General features: G+C 43.9%; 16 protein-coding genes. 1 reads left to right on the top strand and 15 read right to left on the bottom strand.

What is annotated here, in order from left to right:
- Positions 1-64: 64 nt before the first annotated feature.
- The 13 genes from Ga0451573_RS04475 to Ga0451573_RS04410 form a co-directional block, all read right to left on the bottom strand.
- Positions 65-247 (bottom strand): hypothetical protein, encoded by a 183-nt coding sequence (locus Ga0451573_RS04475; RefSeq protein WP_231682688.1) that lies wholly within the window; start codon positions 245-247, stop codon positions 65-67.
- Between the two features lie 122 nt (positions 248-369).
- Positions 370-1278, bottom strand: coding sequence for a peptidylprolyl isomerase (locus Ga0451573_RS04470; RefSeq protein ID WP_231682687.1), 909 nt, complete (start codon positions 1276-1278; stop codon positions 370-372).
- A 226-nt stretch (positions 1279-1504) separates the two neighbouring features.
- Positions 1505-4624, bottom strand: a complete 3120-nt coding sequence (locus tag Ga0451573_RS04460) for an efflux RND transporter permease subunit (RefSeq protein WP_231682686.1) — start codon at positions 4622-4624, stop codon at positions 1505-1507.
- A gap of 3 nt (positions 4625-4627) precedes the next feature.
- Positions 4628-5797, bottom strand: a complete 1170-nt coding sequence (locus Ga0451573_RS04455) for an efflux RND transporter periplasmic adaptor subunit (RefSeq protein WP_231682685.1) — start codon at positions 5795-5797, stop codon at positions 4628-4630.
- A gap of 97 nt (positions 5798-5894) precedes the next feature.
- Positions 5895-6362 carry a MarR family winged helix-turn-helix transcriptional regulator gene (locus Ga0451573_RS04450; protein ID WP_231682684.1) on the bottom strand — a complete coding sequence of 156 codons (468 nt, stop codon included), beginning with the start codon at positions 6360-6362 and terminating at the stop codon, positions 5895-5897.
- 239 nt (positions 6363-6601) lie between these two features.
- Positions 6602-7138, bottom strand: a complete 537-nt coding sequence (gene rbr / locus Ga0451573_RS04445) for a rubrerythrin (protein WP_231682683.1) — start codon at positions 7136-7138, stop codon at positions 6602-6604.
- 22 nt (positions 7139-7160) lie between these two features.
- Complete coding sequence (gene rd / locus Ga0451573_RS04440; protein WP_231682682.1) at positions 7161-7874, bottom strand: rubredoxin; 714 nt, start codon at positions 7872-7874, stop codon at positions 7161-7163.
- 72 nt (positions 7875-7946) lie between these two features.
- Entirely contained in the window at positions 7947-9056 is a 1110-nt protein-coding gene (locus Ga0451573_RS04435; protein WP_231682681.1) for a diguanylate cyclase, read from the bottom strand.
- A 74-nt stretch (positions 9057-9130) separates the two neighbouring features.
- The gene (locus Ga0451573_RS04430; RefSeq protein WP_231682680.1) at positions 9131-10276 is read right to left on the bottom strand and encodes an ATP-binding cassette domain-containing protein; all 1146 of its coding nucleotides are present in this window, start codon (positions 10274-10276) and stop codon (positions 9131-9133) included.
- Positions 10277-10341: 65 nt separating this feature from the next.
- A complete protein-coding gene (locus Ga0451573_RS04425) occupies positions 10342-10500 on the bottom strand; it encodes an ATP-binding cassette domain-containing protein (protein WP_231682679.1) in 159 nt (52 codons plus the stop codon).
- A 146-nt stretch (positions 10501-10646) separates the two neighbouring features.
- Positions 10647-14033: an S-layer homology domain-containing protein gene (locus Ga0451573_RS04420; protein WP_231682678.1), complete on the bottom strand. Its 3387-nt coding sequence runs from the start codon at positions 14031-14033 to the stop codon at positions 10647-10649.
- Positions 14034-14164: 131 nt separating this feature from the next.
- A complete protein-coding gene (locus Ga0451573_RS04415) occupies positions 14165-14839 on the bottom strand; it encodes a response regulator transcription factor (protein WP_231682677.1) in 675 nt (224 codons plus the stop codon).
- Positions 14817-16556 carry a histidine kinase N-terminal 7TM domain-containing protein gene (locus Ga0451573_RS04410; protein ID WP_231682676.1) on the bottom strand — a complete coding sequence of 580 codons (1740 nt, stop codon included), beginning with the start codon at positions 16554-16556 and terminating at the stop codon, positions 14817-14819. The genes Ga0451573_RS04415 and Ga0451573_RS04410 overlap by 23 nt, the downstream gene beginning before the upstream one ends.
- A 258-nt stretch (positions 16557-16814) precedes the next feature.
- On the opposite strand from Ga0451573_RS04410, the gene Ga0451573_RS04405 reads away from it, so the two are divergent.
- Entirely contained in the window at positions 16815-17693 is an 879-nt protein-coding gene (locus tag Ga0451573_RS04405; RefSeq protein ID WP_231682675.1) for an AraC family transcriptional regulator, read from the top strand.
- A 14-nt stretch (positions 17694-17707) separates the two neighbouring features.
- Here the strand turns inward: Ga0451573_RS04405 and Ga0451573_RS04400 are convergent, their stop codons facing one another.
- Positions 17708-19312, bottom strand: a complete 1605-nt coding sequence (locus Ga0451573_RS04400; RefSeq protein ID WP_231682674.1) for a stalk domain-containing protein — start codon at positions 19310-19312, stop codon at positions 17708-17710.
- A 189-nt stretch (positions 19313-19501) separates the two neighbouring features.
- Positions 19502-20599, bottom strand: coding sequence for a response regulator (locus tag Ga0451573_RS04395; RefSeq protein WP_231682673.1), 1098 nt, complete (start codon positions 20597-20599; stop codon positions 19502-19504).
- Position 20600 lies beyond the last annotated feature (1 nt).

The raw sequence follows: 20600 nt of genomic DNA, 5'->3' as shown, positions 1-20600 counted from the left end.
AATTAAGACCGGTTCGTCAATGAATCGCTTAGCTATTCTTGCAGCGGTCAGTTCCTGTAAGGATTTAAAACAGAAAAATTCCAATTCCCGGCAAGGTGAAGACCATTGTAGAAGCAATGGCGATATACATCTCACCGGTAGCAAAACGTGTTATAAACGAAGTAAATATTCCCCACAGCAGCAGTGTTCCGGCAATAATTCCGGCAGTCGAAATACGTGCTGTCATCGTGGAATACAAATCGGCCAAGGTGAATTAGCACCCTGACCGTTCGGCAGCACTTCGAAATATTGTTAAATGGCATTAGAAACTAATTTTAGCCAGACAAAAAACCGAGGCCGTTTTGGCCTCGGTAAATATTTTATCACTTGTTATTTTTCTGCTTTCTTTTCCAGATAATTTTCGATTTTATACTCTTTTTGCAGTTCCTGCATCAGGACACTATATTCTGCCTGGGCTTTTTCCCCAAACAGGGTTTCCCTGATTTGGGACTTACTCTGTTCATAACTCGCGTCCTGGGCTGCCTTTACTTCTGAAACCTTAATGATGTGATACCCAAATTCGGTCTTCACCGGAGCGCTGACTTCTCCAACTTTTAAGGCAAAGGCTGCTTCCTCAAATTCCTTGACCATATCACCGCTGCCAAAAAATCCCAAATCTCCGCCCTTATCCTTGTTCTGCGCATCTGTTGAGTTTTCTTTTGCCAATTGGGCGAAATCCTGTCCTTCTGCCAGTTTCTTCTTAATATCGTTTGCCTTTTCCTCAGTCTCAACCAGAATATGGCTTGCCTTCACCTGCTTTTGCTGGGCGAATTGTGCCTTGTTTTCTTCAAAATAGGTTTTTAATTCATCTTCTGTAATTTTAACCCGGGGTTCCAACAGCTTATTGATTTTTATATTCAGAGCCAGCTCTTTTTTTACATCATCCAGGGAATAGCCGCTCATTTCCAGAGTCTGGGCAAAGGCTTCCTCGCCTCCATATGTCTCATAATAAGTTTCCATTTCTTTCTGGATATCTTCATCAGATACAACAATCTTTTGTTTTTTGGCTTCAAGTTCAATGACTTTTTGAGAAATTAGTGCATCCAGCGCTTGTTGACCATTTTGTTTCACCATTAATTCGTATAACTCATTTTTAGTGATGTCTTCGCCATTCACACTGGCCACAACATCTTGATTGGAATTACCATTACTACAGCCGGCAGCAAAAGCTAAGGTAATACTCAGGATTAAAAAACTGATGATTACACTGCGTTTAATTTTGGGGAATTTTAGTTCCACTTGCCCAATCACACTCCTTAATATTTAGGTAATATTATAGCACATAAATGTGTCCAATGTGTGTCCAATGTATCCAAAATACTTGACTACAGATTGGGAGGCCGCAGAAAAGTCAGTACAACACCTCAGGGACTTGAAACCATCCCTGGTCATCCCCAGTCATGGAAAACCTATAAAAGGCGAAGAACTTACACAACATTTGGCGCTTCTGAAAACGGTATGTGGCCTAAATTACCGCTCCCTGGCCCTGTTCCCGAGCCTCGGCCTGGCCCCGTTTCTTCCGGAACCACTGACCGGCATCATCCATAATAGTATATACTACCGGAACAAATACCAGGGTAAAAAGAGTAGACATTGTCAGTCCCCCGACAACAACCGTGGCCATAGGCGCCTGAGCCTCGGCGCCTTCTCCAATACCCAAGGCCAGGGGTACTAATCCCAAGACCGTGGTCAGGGTTGTCATCAGGATCGGCCTGAGCCGCGTTGGTCCGGCCTGGACAATAGCCTCTGCCCGTTCCATCCCTCTTCTCCTGAGGGTATTAATATAGTCAACTAAAACAATAGCATTGTTAACAACTATACCCATCAGCATAATCACCCCGATAAAAGCCGGCACACTCAAAGACCTGCCCGTCACAGCCAAGCCGCCAATGACGCCAATAAAAGTGGTGGGTATGGAAAACATGATTACAAAGGGATGCATCAGAGATTCAAACTGGGATGCCATAACCATATAAACTAATATTATTGATAAAATCAAGGCCAAACCCAGGCTTTCAAAAGATTCCATCATCTCCTGATTCTGACCCCCGTATTCAATAGAATACCCCCCGGGTAATCTCACCTTATCCATAGCCTGCTTGAGCTCTGTGGTCACAGACCCCAAATCCCGGTCGACTACATTAGCAGTAATATTGACTACCCGAGACTGGTCTTCCCGGTTAATACTGGTAGGTCCATTGACCCTGGCAATCTCGGCTACTTCCCGCAGCGGCACCCTGGCACCCGTGGGGGCCACAATAGTCATGCCCTCCAGTTCCCTTAAGTTAGGGTTGTTTTCGCCTACTTTAATCCTGATATCATACTCCCTGCCCCCTACCCTGTATGTAGAGGTAGTTGTCCCACTGATTGCAGTTCTGACACCGGTTGCCACCTGACTTGACGTCAGGCCCAACTGCCCGGCCCTCTGACGGTCTATCACCAGCTGGATTTCCGGTCGTGATTCTTCAAGGCTGCTTTCCACTTCCCTGGTGCCGGAAATTCCGCTGACCACCTGCACCGCCTGTAGGGACAAATCTTTTAAGGTTTCCAGATCTTTTCCTTTGATGGCTATATCTATAGGGCTCCCGCCGGCCATCTGCTGCTGCGCTCCGCCAGATACTGTTATTTTGGCCCCGGTAACACCCTTCAGCCGTTTTCTCAAATCTTCCATTATTTCATCAGTCGAGCGCTCCCGTTCGGTCCTGCTGCCAACCTTTAACTGCATCTGTGAAACCGTTCCTGATGAGCCTCCCATCATCTGACCGGTACTGCCAATACTGGTAAAAATTGATTTAACCTCATCTACCTGATTAACAATGTCCTCAACCTCAGTGGCAATGCGGGCCGTATCTTCCAGCACCGCACCTTTGGGAAGCTCCACAGTTACCGCAATATCTCCCGAATCAACCTGTGGCATAAACTCCATCCCGACAAGAGGTATCAGGGCAAAACTGCCTATAAGAGCTGCAGTTACCCCTATGACCACGGTTTTCCTGTGCTGCAGCGCCCAGTTTAATAGCCGGCGATACCTTTCGTCCAATGCCCCCAGAGCCCCCTGCACTTTGTTAGCCATCTTGGCTAAGGGTGTCGTTCTTGCAGATTCTTCCTGGGGATTAACCTTCAATAGTTTGGAAGATAACATGGGTATCAGGGTCAATGCCACAAAAAGCGAAGCCAAAAGAGAAAAAGTAACTGTTAATGCCAACTGCTTAAAAAGCTCTGATGCCAACCCTTCTACGAACACTATCGGCAAAAATACAGCGACAGTTGTAAATGTAGAGGCCATTACAGCGCTACCCACTTCACTGCTTCCCTTGATAGCGGCATCGATATATCCGTGACCAAGCTGACGGTATCGATAGATATTTTCCAGGATAACGATTGCACTGTCCACCATCATCCCGACACCCAAAGCCAGCCCGCCCAGGGACATAACATTGAGGGTAATTCCGGCAAAGTACACCAGAATAAATGTGGATATAACTGAAAAAGGAATCGCAAGTCCGATAATCAGCGTACTGCGAAAATTTCTCAAAAACACCAGGAGTACCAGCACGGCAAGAACTCCACCGGATATCGTATTCCGGGCCATCTGGCTTATGGAATCCTTGATAAACAGTGACTGGTCAACCACAATATCGATTTTCACCCCTGACGGGAGTTCTCTCTGCAGGTTTTCAATTTCCTGATTAACCTTATCAGCAACCTGAACAATATTACTACCCGACTGTTTAAGAATATTTATACTCAGGCTGGGCTTTTGGTTAACCCTTGTATACTGGGTCGGCTCCTGATGGGTAAACTTAATCTGGGCTACATCCTTTAGCTTAACCTGAACGCCGCCGGAACCGCTGATGACGATTTCTTCAAAGTCCTCAATTCGCTTAAGTTCTCCAACGGTCCGCACCAGCAGCTTTTCCTTCCCGTCTTCAATTTCTCCTGAAGACAGGTTCATGTTTTCGCCCTGTAAAGTTTGGATAATCTGGTTAACTGCAAGACCGTAAGCATCCATTTTGACCGGGTCAGCCTTAACCTCCACCTCACTGACCAGGCCTCCCGTGATGGCAACTGAAGCCACCCCTGCAATTCTTTCCAGGCGGTTCTTAATCAAATCTTCGGTTATCTGCTGCAGACTGGCCAGATCCCGGCTGCCGCTTACACCGGCCTGTATAATTGGCATAGTTGTGGGGTCCATTTTTAAAACTGTAGGTGTGCCCACATCATCTGGCAGGCCCGCCTTGATAAGGTCTACCTTTTCACGCATCTGAAGTGTGGCAAAATTAATGTCTGTGCCCCAGTTAAACATCATCAGCACCATCGAACTGCCTGGTGAAGAAACTGACATGACACTCTCCACATTATTTACTGTTCCCATGATTTCTTCCAGCGGCCGGGTAACCTGATTCTCGATTTCCTCGGGGCCGGCCCCGGGATAGTTGGCAATCACCGCCGCGATTGGGAAATTAAGTTCCGGGTATAAATCAATTGCCAGTTTCCCCAGGGAAACGACTCCAATAAGGATAATCCCCAGGACAATCATACTAATAGTGACAGGCCTCCGGACAGCAAAATCAGATATTTTCATAACTTATTCGCCCCCGGATGCCACTGTGACTTTGGTACCATCTATCAAAAACTGCTGACCGGAAATTACTACCTGCTCGCCCGCCTTCAGTCCCGAAACAATTTCCGCCATCTCGTCGGTAGTAAGCCCCAGGGTGACGACCCGTTCCCGGGCCTTATCGCCATCGACAACATACACTACCTGCCTGTCCCCCTGGTCTAACAGAGCTTCCCGCGGCAGCACCAGGACCTCATCCCGGGCTTCAGCGGTCATATATATTTCTGCAGCCATTCCGCCTTTAAGCAGCAGGCTTCCGTTTTCAAGCCAAACCTTTATGGAATAGGCTTTAGTCACAGGATCCGCAATAGGGCTGACACTTTCTATGTAACCCTGGAAGGGTTCCTCGTCTGCCGCGGTTACATAAACCTTAACTTCATCACCCACTTTGGCGAAATTAACTTCACTCTCTGCCAGGTTGCCTTCCACAACCATTTGGTCCATATCAGCAATTGTCAGCACCGGTGAACCGGGACCGGCCATTTCACCGGGCTCAATATTTTTAGCTGCCACAGTGCCGTCAATTGGTGCTGTAATCCTGGTATTCTGCAGATTAATCCTGGCCGCTTCCAGTTGGGCCTGGGCCTGCTTAATCTGAGCTGCAGTCTGGGTACCTCCGGCATCAGGAGTGTAGGACGCGGCAGCTCTGGCAAAATTATTTTCAGCAGTCTCCAGCTGACTTTTTGATATGGCTCCTTCGGCAAACAGGGCCTTCATCCGCTCCAGGTTGGCCTGGGCTTCCTGGTAGGCAATCACTGCCGTCTGCTGTCCTGCCTTTGACATTTCCAGGGACGCTTCAGTCACCCTAATCTGTGCCCTGATATCCGCATCATCAAGGGCAATAAGTAAGTCACCCCGCTTGACCTTCTGGCCTTCTTTAACCTTCACATCAGTAACCTTTCCCCCAACCTTGGGAACTATGGTCACTTCTTTTGAAGCTGCCACTTTGCCACTGATCTTCAGAGTGGAAACCAACTCGCCCTTAGCCGCCTTTACGATTTTTACAGGAGTAACCTCCTCATCCTGGGTAGCAGACACATCTTTATTTTTAGACATTGCTCCCCACGCAATGGCGAGGATTATCAGTCCAACTGCTGCAATTAGTGCAATCTTTACTTTCCGCTGTTTAAAATTCAAAAAACATCATCTCCCCATATGTATACATCCACTTTCATCCAGTTATACAGTTGTACAGTTATACAGTTATACAGTTATATTTCAATCCATATACTTTTTATGCATCTATATTCTGCCGGCACATTTTTTTATGATAATCCAGGTTCAGCGATAAAAGTCTGATGAATTCTTTGCTGTCCTTCTCCCCTAAAAACTCTACCAACCCTATCAATTTATCAAGGAACTCCTCCTGAATCTTTTTGACAACATCCTTCCCTTTCCTTGTCAGGCTGACAAGAACTACACGCCTGTCGCTGGAATCTGCCAAACGCAGTACAAGTCCCAATTCTTCCAGAGAATTGATCATGTGTGTTACTGCCGGAGGCGTAATATCCATTTTAGCGCTTAAATCCGAAATTTTTATCCCCTGCGAATCCGGTGTGGAATGATAAGCAAGAGTGGCCAGCAGGAAGAATTCGCTGCGTTTAACACCCTTGAAGGAAATATGCGGCCCGTCAAGCTTCTTAAACCTCATTATTGTGCCGGCCAGCTCCTCGGCAATAGCCTTTTTCTCTCCATTTTCCATTAAATCACCTCTTTTTTAATAAATTATTTCATTTATTTAATATACTAAACTATTTACCATGTTAATTATTAATTAAATCAACTATTTTGTCAACGGAATTTACTGAAAAAATAACAAAGGGGTAGATGTATTCCCAAAAGCAGTTCTGTCAACTGCCGCAGGAATATATCTACCCGATACATATTGTAGGTAAATAGAAAATATTTCGCTACTAACTATTGTTTTCCACAAATGGCTCTCTAATAATTCTCAGCCCTAATATTAAAATAGGCTTTCGGGTGGTCACAGACAGGACAAACCTCAGGGGCCTCTTCACCGTAATGAATATGCCCACAATTGGCACAAATCCATGACTGCTTGGTTTCTCTTACGAAAACTTTGTTTTCTTTGTAGTTCTGCAGTAATTTCCGATATCTTTCCTCATGTTCTTTTTCAATGGCGCCCACCTTTTCAAAGAGAACAGCAATTTTCTCAAAGCCTTCTTCCCTGGCAATCCGGGCAAATTCTGCATACATCTCTGTCCATTCATACTTTTCACCTGCCGCAGCGTCTTCCAAATTCTCTGCCGTTGTTGGAATCCCATCGTGCAGCAGCTTGAACCAAATCTTAGCATGCTCTTTTTCGTTGCCGGCAGTCTCCTCAAAGAAGTCGCCAATTTGGTTCAAGCCCTCTTTCCTGGCCTTGGAGGCATAGTAAGTGTACTTATTCCTGGCCATTGATTCTCCGCTAAAAGCCGCCATTAAATTGGCCTCAGTTTTTGACCCTTTTAAATTCATTTAAGTTTCCTCCCTCTTTTTATTATTCTTCTACGGCTTCAAACTGATCTTTTCCCACCCCACATACCGGACACACCCAATCCTCAGGGATATCCTCAAAAGCCGTTCCGGGGGCAATGCCCGAATCCGGGTCACCGGACACCGGATCATACACGTACCCACAGACTGAACAAACATATTTTTTCATCTTATTGTCCCCAGCTCCTTTTGAACCGGTTTGCCCTTCGTTTTCTTCTTTTACCTGAGTTGGCGCCGCAGCGGGTGTCTGCCCCCTTTTGACCTGCTGGTAATAGGCATAGGTAATTGGCTCACCACTGTCAAGCACTTCGGCATCAAGAACCTTTCCTATAAAAATGGTATGTGTTTCCACTTCATAACTGGCAATTACTTCAGCCTCTATACAGCTTACTGTGTGTTCCAAAAGAACCGGAACGCCATTTAAGCCCAATTTAAAAGTTATGTCTTTGTACTTTTCGATGTCCCGCCCTGATTTAAAGCCAAAGTGCCCGATGAAATCCAAAGGAGTTTCTTTGGACAAAACAGAAACTGAAAATACTTTGCTTGATTTAATGAACTCATTGGTAAGGTTCTTTTTGTTGATGCTTATTGCCACTGTAGCCGGATCTGAAGAAATCTGGAAAACAGTGTTGGCTACCTGTCCATTCAACTGACCTTCTTTTGTAGAACCAATGACATACAATCCGTAGCTTAATTTGTAAAAAGCTTTAGTATCCATTTTTTCCTGACCTCCTTTTTTATAGTGAGTATAACATATGAAAGAGATGAAAAATATGGGCCAAAAGGACAATTATAACCTTGTGATATAGCTATATTTAGAGATGAATTCCGACCTAGATTTTACTTTCACTTTATTAAATATACTTGAGATGTGTTTTTTGACAGTCGAATTGCTGACAAATATCTGCTCCGCAATTTCGGTGTTAGAAAGACCCTTTAAAAGCAGCTCCGCTACCTCACCCTCACGAACAGTCAGAAAGAGCTTTTGCTCAAGTTCTTCAAATACAGCTTTTTTATCTGTTTTGCCCGCCTCAGTCATTATATATGTACTCTTTTCAGCCTTTTTCACAAATTCCTCTGCTGTTATGTTCTCATTCAGCATAGAGTAAAACCCAATGCTGACAGCAATCTTCACGTCATTTCCCCCGTAATGGAATCTTGTGTTATTAATCGTTTTATAAAGGCGCTTGTACACCTGATGGGCCTGTTGATTATCGGTATCAGATAACAGCATAATAAATTCCATCCCGCCATATCTGGCAACCCAATCTTTACTGTCCCTGCAGTATTTTTTTATGATTTTCCCCAGTTCTTTGGCTATGTGGTTACCTGCCGCGTGACCATATGTATCATTAATCGCTTTAAAATTATTCAGGCTGATAAAAACCAACGTAAGGTGTCTGCTGTTTTCCCGGGATGATACAATGTCATATGGCAGTCTTTCATTGATGAAGCGGCTATTGTAAAGACCTGTCAGAGCATCACTAACGATCAGTCTATTCTTTTTGTTAATGATTTTATGAATCTCGCCGGTCTCTTTACCCTCAATATCTATGATTCCGGTTTCGGTAATATTCTTTAGAAATTCAATCACGACCTTATTGTCTTCTATAACGACGGGAACTGCTGTCGCCATCCAGACCTTATCAGCCTGGTATTCAATTTTAACAAAGGTATCCCCCTGATTATAAGCCCTTACCGAAATACAGTTCTCACACAAATCTCCTTTACCCCAGAGTTTGTAACAGTGGTGTTCTCCATCACCTATCTCCGTTACATCAGGTTTCAGGTAATAAGCAACATTTTTATTCACAGGGTCAACCATTCTTATATAATCATATAAGCGTTCAAATAAATTCAATTCTCCAATAGCCTTCTGGATAGAATTATTTTGTTCCACTGTTCAAGCACACCCCCCACTCCAGATTCAATCAGTATATTTCTTTGAGACCATCCAAATTCCCTCTTTAGAAATTACTTTTGCAGTCTTTTGACGGTCTCTTTATATTGATTAAGTTCTCTGGCAACCTTTATAAATTCAGCATTCAAATGTTCTTTTACTACTTCTTCCGCAGGCTCGGCCAGTTTTCCACTTATAAAAGCCAGTTGGCATTCCAGACGCCGGATATTATCACTTATTTGATTCAAGTCCCCATCTGTATTGGCATTCATCTGCTCATGCCGGCTTTTTGATAAATAATAATCATAATTTCCTTCATAGCACCTTACAGTCTGGTCCCGGATTTCAAAAATGCGATTAGCTATTCTTCCGGTAAAGTACCTGTCGTGAGAAACAAAAAGCACAGTTCCCCTGAAATCCTCCAGGACCTCTTCAATCTTCTCCTTAGAAACAATATCCATATAGTTGGTAGGCTCGTCCAGAATGAGCAGATTAGCTCCTGACAAAATTAATTTGGCCATGGCTGTTCTACACTGCTCTCCCATACTTAGACTGCCGATTCTTTTATTAACGTCATCCCCTCTGAAGAGCAAACATGCCAAGAGCAGCCGCGCTTCGCCAACTGTCGCCCCAGTTGATAAAACATCGTCAATAACAGTGGCTGCATGATTTAAATTATCAAGCTCCTGGGCAAAACATCCTATTCTAACAGAGGGGTTTACCGTCACAGAACCTTCGTAGTCTGCATCAGTATTGTTTATAATCTTCAGTAAAGTAGTTTTACCTGAACCATTGGAGCCAAGCAGTGCTATTTTATCGCCACGCCTGATATTGACCGAAATATTTTTAAATATTGTCCGTTCTCCGAAGGCTTTACTGACCTTCGCTGTCCGCACCAGTACAGGAGGCAGTTTTTTTATGATAATGTTTTTGTTAATAATATCAAAGGCAGGTGTCACTGTTTTCTCAGGCTTATCAATTTTTTTATTTTCCAGGCGCTCCAGTTCTCTTTCCTTAGCCTTGATAACACTGGTATGCTTTTTTGCCTTCGACCTGTAAAAATCATTCTGCCCTGCTGCATTATGGGCGCTGGCAAACCAATTCTTTCTGGCAGCAATCATTTTTTCCAGACTCAGTATTCTCGACTGCTGCTTCTGATACTCCCTGGTAATTAAGTTCAATTTCCTTCTGAATTCTATAGTCGCTGTAATTGCCTTCATATGGCTTCAGGCCTGTTGAGGTTAATTCCCATATTTTATTCACAACCCTATCGAGGAAAAACCGGTCATGGGATATCACCAGTAATGTCTTGTTTAACCTGCTTAAGTACCTTTGTTTTAAGTTTAACAAGTGTGGTTTTCCCAATACCGTTCACCCCAATAAGCCCGATTTTATCCTGTTTATCTACTTTTCCGTTTATATTCTCGATTTTGCCGGTACTCAACCATGATATTCTTAAGTCTCAGATACTTTGAAAATTATTTTCGCTCTTTTGTAACAATGTACCAAAGTACAGGCATCCCAACAAAAAAAGAGGAAACGCCAGGCAAAAATTGCCTAGCGTTCTGTGATCGTTCTGTCACCAAATTATTAAACTTCCACTACAATAAAGTTTACACCAAAGGATAAACTTACCCCATGATCTGCAGTTATGGTGACTGTTGCTGTATACGTTCCCCCTGCCAACCCTTCATTAGGCCTCAATCCAAGATACGTGCCCGGCGAACTGTCAGTTAACGTTGAAGTCCAATAATTCCCCCAGTTATCTTCTTTATATAGTGTAAATGCTTCCGGATTAGCTCCACTCAATGCTGCATCCAGATTAGTTATGTCCCCGGTTCCTGTTTTACTTATTACCCACAAACGCCCATAATCTGCCGCTGTATAAGTGGAGATGCAGCCATACTGACCGCTCAGCATCACTGGATCTTCCATATTATCTACGCTTATGGTGTAGGTAAGCAGTTCGAGTGCTGCCTTTGCTGATGTGATTGCATCTTCTGCCGCATCTATTGCTGACTGTACTGCATTTGCATCTGCTTCCACAGCTATGGCTGCCGTGATGGCGTTTGCATAGGCTGTCCAGCTGGCTGTTGTGTACTCCGCCTGAGTCAATACATATACAGGATTTGCATGATCTGCTCCCACTTCAGCTGTTATTGCCGCTGTGAGGGCCGATTTATCTACTGATAACGCTGCGATGGCATCATTGATTGCAGTAGTTTTGGCAACCACCAATGCATTTGTCGTTTCCGCTAATGCCAATGCGTCAGTGAGGACTGCCCATGAGGCTGCCGAATAATCTGTTTGGGTTAAACCTGCCGCAGCTGCTTCTGCTATGTCAAGGTCAGCCTGTCCGGCAAATACCAGTGCTGCTTTAGCGGTGCCAATTGGTGCTATCGCTGCATCCACTTCACTTTGTACTGCATTGACATCTGCTTCCACAGCTATGGCTGCTGTGATGGCATCTGCATAGACTGTCCAGCCGGCCGCCGTATAATCAGCCTGAGTCAGTGCATATACCGGGTTCGCATGATCTGCTCCCACTTCTGCTGTAATTGCTGCTGTGAGGGCAGTTTTATCCACTGCCAACTCTGCCATGGCATCATTGAGAGCGGTTATTTTGGCATCCACTTCTGCATAGGTCGTTTCAGGCATTGCCAGGGCGGTTGTCCTTGCACCGATAAATGATGCCCAGCTTGCTGCTGAGTAATCGCTTTCTGCCTTTGCCTGGGCTGCTGTCACTGCTGTAGCCAGGGCTGCCTGGTTCGCAAACACCAGCCCTGATATCGCATCATTGATTGCTGCAGTCTTGGTTTCTACCTCTGCATTTGTTGTTGCCGGTAAAGCCAATGCAGTTGTAAGAACTGTCCATGAGGCTGCTGTGTAATGTCCCTGTGTTAAACCTGCCGCAGCTGCTTCTGCTGTATCCAGGTCTGCCTGACCGGCAAACACAAGGGCTGCTATCGCATTATTGATTGCTGTAGTCTTATCAACCACCAATGCATTTGTCGTTTCCGCTAATGCCAATGCGTCAGTGAGGACCGCCCATGAGGCTGCCGAATAATCTGTTTGGGTTAAACCTGCCGCAGCTGCTTCTGCTATGTCAAGGTCAGCCTGACCTGCAAATACCAGCGCTGCTCTAGCGGTGCCAATTGGTGCTATCGCTGCATCTACTTCACTTTGTACTGCATTGACATCTGCTTCCACAGCTATCGCTGCTGTAATGGCATCTGCATAGGCAGTCCAGCTCTCTGCTGTATAATCAGCCTGGGTCAACTCATATACCGGGTTCGCATGATCTGCTCCTACTTCTGTTGTAATTGCTGCTGTGAGGGCAGTTTTGTCAACTGTAACTACTGTAACTTCCAAAGTCCCTGTCACACTGGAAGCATCATTAGCTGCTGTTACCAGTACTGTTCCATCTCCGGTCCCGGTCAATAATCCGGTTGTGTCAACTGTTGCTGTGCCATATACTAATGTTGCCACACTCCATGTTACCGTCTTATCTGTTGCATTCTCCGGCGCTACAGCTGCATTTAGCTGTAAGGTACCACCATTGACAACAGTGGCTGCACCACCTTCACCGGTAACACTGATGGAAACAACAGCTACACTTGATGAACCGCTGCTGCCACTGCTTGTGGAAGGTGCAGCTATACCTCCGGTGGAGATCGATGTACCTGCTGTACCCCCAACAACTAATTCACCGACAACTTTAGTGCCGCTTATATTTGTCCCAACCTTAATTTTTGTCCCTACCGTATTTATACTGGAGTTATCTCCCTCTATGTTTGCATTTTTGACTGTCCCTGTACCGCCAACCGTTGTGTTCTGAGCTGCTGTGTTGACGTTGGTAATGGTTGCACCATTACCCGCAGTAATTGTCGCACCCCGGGCCGCCTGAGTTGCAGAAACCGTAGTTACCGTTGCGGCGCTGCCAACAGTGAGGCTTGCGTCCGGGGCGGTTACTGTCACACTTGTAACCACTGCGTTTTGAATGACAACGGGAACATTGGAAGCAGCAACTTCGATACTGCCAATATTACCCTCGATAACAACATCATCTTTACCATCATCAATATATACTGCTTCTACCATCGCGCCGCTCTCGGTAACGACACGGACATTTCCGTTAACCTTGGATATAATTACACTGGCAATTTCGCTGCCTCCGATAATCCTTATGGAGTTAACGCCACCGCCGCGAACCACCGTTCTTCCCGTTACCTTGACATTATCAAGAATAATATTGCCGTCACCGACGCCGTCGCCAATTATTAAATCGCCCTTTACCGTAACATCTTTAAGGGTTACCTCGGCAGCGTTAATCATGACGTTGCCATCTGAGACCTCTGTATAGGTGCCTGCGGTTTTGATGTAGCTCTTTAAAAGGTTGTCCATAATCTGGGCGAATTCAGCCCGGGTAATGTTCTGTTTTGGATTCAGCCGGCCGTTAGAGCCGGCGGCATAACCTGCTGATGCAAGTGATGCAATGCCGTCTTTGGCCCAACTGCTGATGGCAGATTTGTCCGCAAATCTGTCAAGCGTACTGTCTGCACTGCCTGCCAGTTCGAAGGCACGGGCAAGCACCACAAAGGCTTCCTCCCGAGTAATATTGCTTTCAGGATTCAACCTGCCGCCGCTCCCGACAAATGTTTTCATCTGCACCGCCTTGGCCATATCGGCATAGTACCACGCGCCGGAGGCCACATCAGTGTAGCTATTTAACGAAGCCTGCTGCTCTGCGCCAAAAGCACGGTTGATAATCACCGCCATTTGCGCCCTGGTTAAATTGTTTTTTGGCATAAGTTTTCCATCTGCCCCTGTGAGCAAACCATTTGCAACTGCATTTTCAAGAGCTTGTGTGGACCAGTCATTTGGCATATCAGCAAATCCTGCGGCAAATACTACTGTTGGCAGCATGGCAATAACCAAGGCTGCAGATAGCAGAAAAACCAATGCTTTCCTCTTCATGAAATCCCCCCTGACATATATTTCTACAAAATCTCTGTTATATATAGAGATTTCACCATAATTATATATTTTTCGCTCTTTTGTAACAATGTACCAAAGTACAGTCTCCACATAAAAAAAGTACAGTCCCTTTATTCAAGAGTCCTGTACTTTACCAGCCCCATCCGGGCTGCATAGGCAATCACCTGAGCCCTGTTTTCCAACTGCAGCAGCTCAATAATTCTTCCCATATGGTATTTTACAGTCCGTTCTGTAAGTCCCAGGGCATCCCCCGCTTCTTTATAGGTTATCCCCCTGGCTACCATTTCCAGTATTTCCAACTGCCGTTCGGTGAGCTGTACCCTCTTAGCTTCCTCTGACCTTTGAGGTGAGGCATTATTGTCATATGCTCCACTAGGTTTGAATTCTTTTAACAACCGGATACCCAGGCCCGGTGACAGAGGAACCTCTCCTTTTTCCAGGTCAGACAGCATGTCCACAAGCTCCCGGGCATTAGTGCTTTTCAAAAGGTATCCTGAGGCGCCATATTTGACTGCATCAAAGAGATCTTCATCCTCCTCCGAAGTTGTCAGCATAACAATTTTAATTTCAGGCATTTCCGCCTTAATCAGCTTCAAGGCATCCATTCCACTGCACACAGGCATCTTAATATCCATCAGGATAATATCCGGCTGAAGCATCCGGGCTTGAACAACCGCTTCTTTACCATCTTTGGCCACACCGGCAACCTGAATACCATGAGTTTCCAGAAGGTATTGCAGGCCTTCCAGGAATAAAGGATGGTCATCTGCCAACATCAGTTTCATCTCTATTCCCCTCCCCCTTGCTGATGGGTACACGCAAAACAATCCGGCTCCCTTTCCCCGGCGTTGATTCAATGTCCAGCTGAGCTCCTATCTCCAACGCGCGCTCCCGCATTATGTCCAATCCAAACCTGGTTTGATTCCCATTATGACTATTAAAAACATCAAAACCCCTGCCATCATCCTCTATGGCGGCAGACAACTCCTCCCGGGCAAGTGAAAAGGCTATTTTTACATGGTCAGCTCCGGCATGTTTCCCGATATTGTGCAAAGCTTCTTTGACAATGTTAAGTACACTAAGCTGGACATTGGGTTCCAGATCCTGGGCGGTAAAATCAATAGGGATATCAGGCTTTACTCTTAAGCCGGTCTGTTCCTCAAATCTGATAATAACCTTAGCCAGTTCAGTAATAAAATCCTTTTCCAATTTTGCTGCATTCGTTGCATTGCAAATATATTCCCTGATTTCATGATGAGCGGCTTGGGTGGCATCTACCAGTTTGTTAAGCTTATGTGTTGTAATTTCTATGCCGGCGTTTATTAATTCCTGCCTGATGCCCTGTGCCTGAAGATTGATGAACCCCAGCACCTGGCCCAAATTGTCATGCATATCCCTGGCCATCCGCTCTCTCTCCTGAATGACAGCAAGCTTACGCTGCTGCTTTAAAAATGCCTGCTGAGCCTGTTTTTTTTCCGTTATGTCATAGGTTACTGCGAGTCTCCCAATGAGTATGCCCTTACTGTCGGTAAGAGGAGAAAGCAGGACCTCGTAAACCCGTGTTGTTCCCTTTGTATTTATATAAAACTCTGTATCAGCAATGTTGCTGTCCATACAAGCCTTAGCCAGTTCGGGAATTTTACCACAGACTTCGTCTGCTCTCCGGGACGAAATCTGGGAAGCAGATAAACCAACAATTTTTTCAAAGGCAGGATTGATGTCCAATACCCGGTTCTGTAAATCAAGTACCATCACACCTGCATCCATTGTCTCAATAACTGTGGTGCGCGCTAATGGCACCAAATCCAACAGCTTAAGCCGAAAAATACCCCATGCAATCACCAAGCCGGAAGGTCCAATGAATACCGGTGTAATATCAAACCGTTCCACTGGGCTGATACCGGAAATATACAAGATATTCGGTATTTCGATTAAACATAATCCAATGAGTAGTGCAATTGCCTGTTTCCGGTAAACCGTATTCCGGAAAAATACTGCCCTTATTAAAATTGCCCCTGCGGCTAAATTCAAAGAATGTGAGTATACCGCATGAATAAAAAAAACAGTCCCGTATTTTTTCACGATTACCGGGAAGGGTCCGCTGTAGTCCATATGCATATTATATCTCATCAGGCCGTGCCATCCGTCGGTCCATACAAGCATTAAGATAATGGTAGGTATAACTGCAAACCACAGAACCTTTTTATTTTGAATCAACCTGTCAAAACCGGTGAATTGCATGCATAATGCCAGCAACGTTACAGGGGAATAGCAATAAGCAAAATACTGCACATTAGCCCAGAACAGCTTGGTGGAAAAATCAGTTGCTGTCATTTCCAGGGCATTGGCTAAAGACCATATTGTCACCACAAGCATGCTGAGTATAAAGCTTGTAGCGCCTTTTGAATTACGCCGCCTGGACAGTGCAAATAGACCCAGGGTCAGGGAGATCACTGCAGACGCCATCAGAAGCCAGATGTATGGAATATACTGATACTGCATCTTCTCCCCCCCTTATTTACCGCCTTTTAGCATATATTCGATTCTGACTAGAATAGAAAAAGTAATGGTGCATTTTGCCCTGTTCGACAAAATACACCATTATTATACCATATTAGCGGCCACTTTTTCACTAATTCGTTTCATTATTGTTAATGGCTGAGTGCTCTAGATTGTTAATGGTTGTGTACTTTAGCTTGATTGTTTTCATAATTACTATATAATGGTATTAATATTAAGTCTGAATCTCAGGGGAATACTATGAAGCTATATTCCACAGAATTATTTACAGAGTTTCCTCCGGATATTCCAAATATAGTAAAGACGTATTCCAGCGATAAAATAACTATTTTAAAAGCAAGAAACGTGTTTTCAGAGCCCAAGGGATTTGGATGCTATAAATTTCTGCTTCCTGCAAGGAATATGCCTGTAGCCGTGGTAGAAAAAAAGAAATATCACCTGGAACAGCAAAAAATCTTTCCTGTAAATCCCGATCAGGTTCACCTGTTTAATGAAGAAAAATCAGTTGAGACTTTTATACCTATTTTTATTCAAACCGATTATATGAAAGAATTTTCCCACTTACTTTCAGGAAAAAGCGGCATATTCTATAATAACGGCTCCTTTAATATGCACCCTAACATAAGCAGACTGGTGTTTCAATTTATGGAAGAGGCCGAAAACAAGCAGCTCGGGTATGAATTTGTTCTCCAGAGTCTTAATTCACAAATCACAGTCAGCCTATTAAGAAATGTAAGTAACAATCTTTCAAATGATTCGAGACCCAAAGAATATAGTGATATCAGGGCCGTAAAACGCGCCAAAGAATTTCTCCAAAGCCACTTATGTTCCGATTTTTCACTGGATGATCTGGCATCTTTTGTAAACTACAGCCCCTATCACTTTATACGTATATTTAAAAAGCACACCGGGAAAACTCCTTTTGAGTATCTGACAGAATTAAAAATTGAAAAAGCTAAAGGTCTGTTAGCAACAAAGAGTTACTCCATTAGTGAAGTAAGTTTTTTATGCGGTTTTGCTAACCGTACTCACTTTTCTACAATATTTAAAAGGATGGTGGGTATGACACCATCCTTTTATAGAAATTCAGCCGCTTACAAATATTTCAACAGAGTTTAACTAAACTATATTTATCACTCAACATAATTACTCGCTGCATCAATTCCTATCGTCTGTGTAGTACCATCCCAAGTAATCCCAAAGTTTAGGGTTTTTCCCAAGTCACGAAGCTTAAAGTAATTGTTGCCGTTGATGTTGTATGCTACTACAGATATCTCTTGGCTATTTAACAGTACTGTTGCGGTTGACAAATTTGCCTCTGTTTTAGATGGCCCTGTAGTCATACTAAGTTCCCCGCCAACAGGTGAATAAGCCTTTTGGCCAATTAGATTAATGGCTTTTACCGTATTATCCCATGTTATTTCAAACTGTTTATTAGAACTATTTAGAGCCATAGCAATGTCACGAAGCTTGAAATAATTGTTACCATTTATGTTGTAAGCATCAAAACTGACTGCTTTACCATTTACAATAACATTGACATTTGATTTTGTTGCCATAATGCCTGTAACAGGTGGAGTTGTTGCAGCGGGAACTGTTGAGCCATACTTCATCACTGTTGTCTTCCCACTGTTTTCACCATCCATATATGCCACATAAAGCACTCCACTACCGTCAATCGCTATTGAAGTATAATTTGTTCCACCTGCTGAAAAACCTGGACTGCCTACGCTTTCCCAACGTGTTCCATTATACTTCATTACTGAAGCTTTATCATTGCTTCCTACGTCTTTATAAGCTACATAAGGGGTCCCGCTGCCGTCTATGGCTATTGAAGTAGTAACTGCCCAGCTTGGTGAAAAACCAGCATTTCCCACTACTTCCCAACTATTCCCACTGTACGTCATTACTGTGGCTTTATAATCCATTCCAAGATCCTGATAAGCCACATAAAGTGTCCCGGTATCATCTATGGCTAATGAAGTATATGCTGCTTTACCTGCTGAAAATCCCGGGTTTCCTATGGCTTCCCAACTGGTTCCATTATACTTCATCACTGTTGCCTTATTATTATAAAGCTCATAACCGTCCCTGTAGGCGACATATAATTTCCCACTATTGTCTATGGCTATCGACGTATACTCTACCCCTCCTGGTGAGAAACCTGCACTTCCTACCGCTTCCCAACTGGTTCCATTATACTTCATAACCGTAGCTTTAACGTCATTTCCTCCGTCTTGATATACCACATAAGGGGTTCCGTTGTCGTCTATTGCTATTGAAGCATAATCAGCCGTACCTGCGGAGAAGCCTGCGTTTCCTACGACTTCCCAACTGGTTCCATTATAATTCATCACTGTTGCCTTATTATCATTTGCCTCATCTCTATATACCACATAAGGCATCCCACTACCGTCTATCGCTATTGAAGTATAACGTACCATACCTGCTGAAAACCCTGGATCTCCTACGGCTTGCCAACTGGTTCCATTATACTTCATCACTGTTGCCTTTAGACCATTTCCGTCATCCTGATATACCACGTAAGGCTTTCCGCTGCTGTCCATGGCCATTGAGGTATACTCTGACCACCCTGCGGAAAATCCTGTATTGCCTACCGTTTCCCAAGTAGAAGCTGCATATACAGGTACCGCACTCAATACAAGTAATGATAATATTAATAAAGTAAATATTATCATTGCTTTTGCAGACTTCAAAAAACATTTTTTTGTAATCAATATTACTCCTCCTTTTTATGGTTCATTTTTATGTTGTTTTACCCTCACCTTATATTTTATGTTTTTATCTATTATAAATGGTTTCAATTATTGCTCTATTTGTTTCTATAATTGCTATATCTATTTGTATTAAGAAAAAAGCCGTCGCTCTGTCAGGATATGACAGGCCAACAGCTTTTTATGTCTTAGCTATTTTATAGATTGGTAGATCCGATACAATTTAGCATTTGGTTCTATATCAAGGTCTTCCTGTAAAAGCTTTGAATATGAATTGAAGTGTATTACTGCTTTACTTTTTTCACCTGTTTCCATATAAAGTCTCAGCAGAAGTTCGGTAATAATTTCTTCATAAGGGTTTTTAAGATATGCTTTGATTAGAATGCTCTCTGCCTTTTCAAAATTCTTTTTCTTAACATAGTGTTGAGAAAGCTTTATCAGGCACTGTTGATACAGCCTTGCCAGGCTCTCTCTTTCAGAATCCGTCCACTGGTAGTCTTCACCTTCCAGATAATCGCCTGCATAAAGGGATTCCATTACTTCCAGGGTCTCTAAAGTATCAGATTCGGTACTATTCGTCAGGTCACAGAAATTCTTTACATCAAAATCGACCGGTCCCAACTTTAAATTATAATTGCTGTCAATACATATCAGGCTTCTGTCTACGTCATATTCCTCCAAAGCCTTACGGATATAATAAATCCCATTGTAGAGCTGCCGGATGGCCTTTTCAGGATCAATCTCCGTCCAAAGCCTGTCTAAAAGCTCGTCTTTGGAGACATCCCGTCCCTGGTTGTAAAGCAAAAATGCAAAAAGCTCTTTTGTTTTCTCAGTGCGCCACTTAATAGGTTCCTGACCTTCCCAGGTTACCTGAAACCACCCCAGACATTTTATTTGAAGCTTCCGGGCACTCTTTTCCTTTAGCAAAGGTTTCTTTTGCACCAAACGCTCTACGGTTTTTCTTAAACGTTCCTGATTAATAGGTTTTAATATGTAGTCCAACGCATGGATCTCAAAGGCTTCGACAGCATATTGGTCAAAGGCGGTTACAAAAACAATATCTGTGCCGGGGCTCACATCCAGTATTTTGGAAGCCAGGTCAACTCCCTTTAACTGCGGCATATTGATATCGAGAAACACAGCCTCAGGTCTTAATCGTCCTATCTCATCTAAAGCTATAAGTGGATTTGTATACATTCCCACTATTGAAATCTCCGGATAAGGTCTTAAGAAAAATTCAAGTCCCCGAAGCGCCGGTCTTTCATCATCCACCAGAATTGCTGTTACCACT

The organism is Phosphitispora fastidiosa, assembly GCF_019008365.1.
GTDB lineage: Bacteria > Bacillota > Thermincolia > Thermincolales > UBA2595 > Phosphitispora > Phosphitispora fastidiosa.
This window is presented reverse-complemented; position numbering and strand designations above follow the sequence as displayed.

Bases quoted from the DNA above. Each gene is read 5' to 3' on its own strand.
- Ga0451573_RS04460 (WP_231682686.1), bottom strand. From the start codon at position 4,624: ATGAAAATATCTGATTTTGCTGTCCGGAGGCCTGTCACTATTAGTATG.
- Ga0451573_RS04450 (WP_231682684.1), bottom strand. From the start codon at position 6,362: ATGGAAAATGGAGAGAAAAAGGCTATTGCCGAGGAGCTGGCCGGCACA.
- rbr (WP_231682683.1), bottom strand. From the start codon at position 7,138: ATGAATTTAAAAGGGTCAAAAACTGAGGCCAATTTAATGGCGGCTTTT.
- rd (WP_231682682.1), bottom strand. From the start codon at position 7,874: ATGGATACTAAAGCTTTTTACAAATTAAGCTACGGATTGTATGTCATT.
- Ga0451573_RS04430 (WP_231682680.1), bottom strand. From the start codon at position 10,276: ATGAAGGCAATTACAGCGACTATAGAATTCAGAAGGAAATTGAACTTA.
- Ga0451573_RS04420 (WP_231682678.1), bottom strand. From the start codon at position 14,033: ATGAAGAGGAAAGCATTGGTTTTTCTGCTATCTGCAGCCTTGGTTATT.
- Ga0451573_RS04415 (WP_231682677.1), bottom strand. From the start codon at position 14,839: ATGAAACTGATGTTGGCAGATGACCATCCTTTATTCCTGGAAGGCCTG.
- Ga0451573_RS04410 (WP_231682676.1), bottom strand. From the start codon at position 16,556: ATGCAGTATCAGTATATTCCATACATCTGGCTTCTGATGGCGTCTGCA.
- Ga0451573_RS04405 (WP_231682675.1), top strand. From the start codon at position 16,815: ATGAAGCTATATTCCACAGAATTATTTACAGAGTTTCCTCCGGATATT.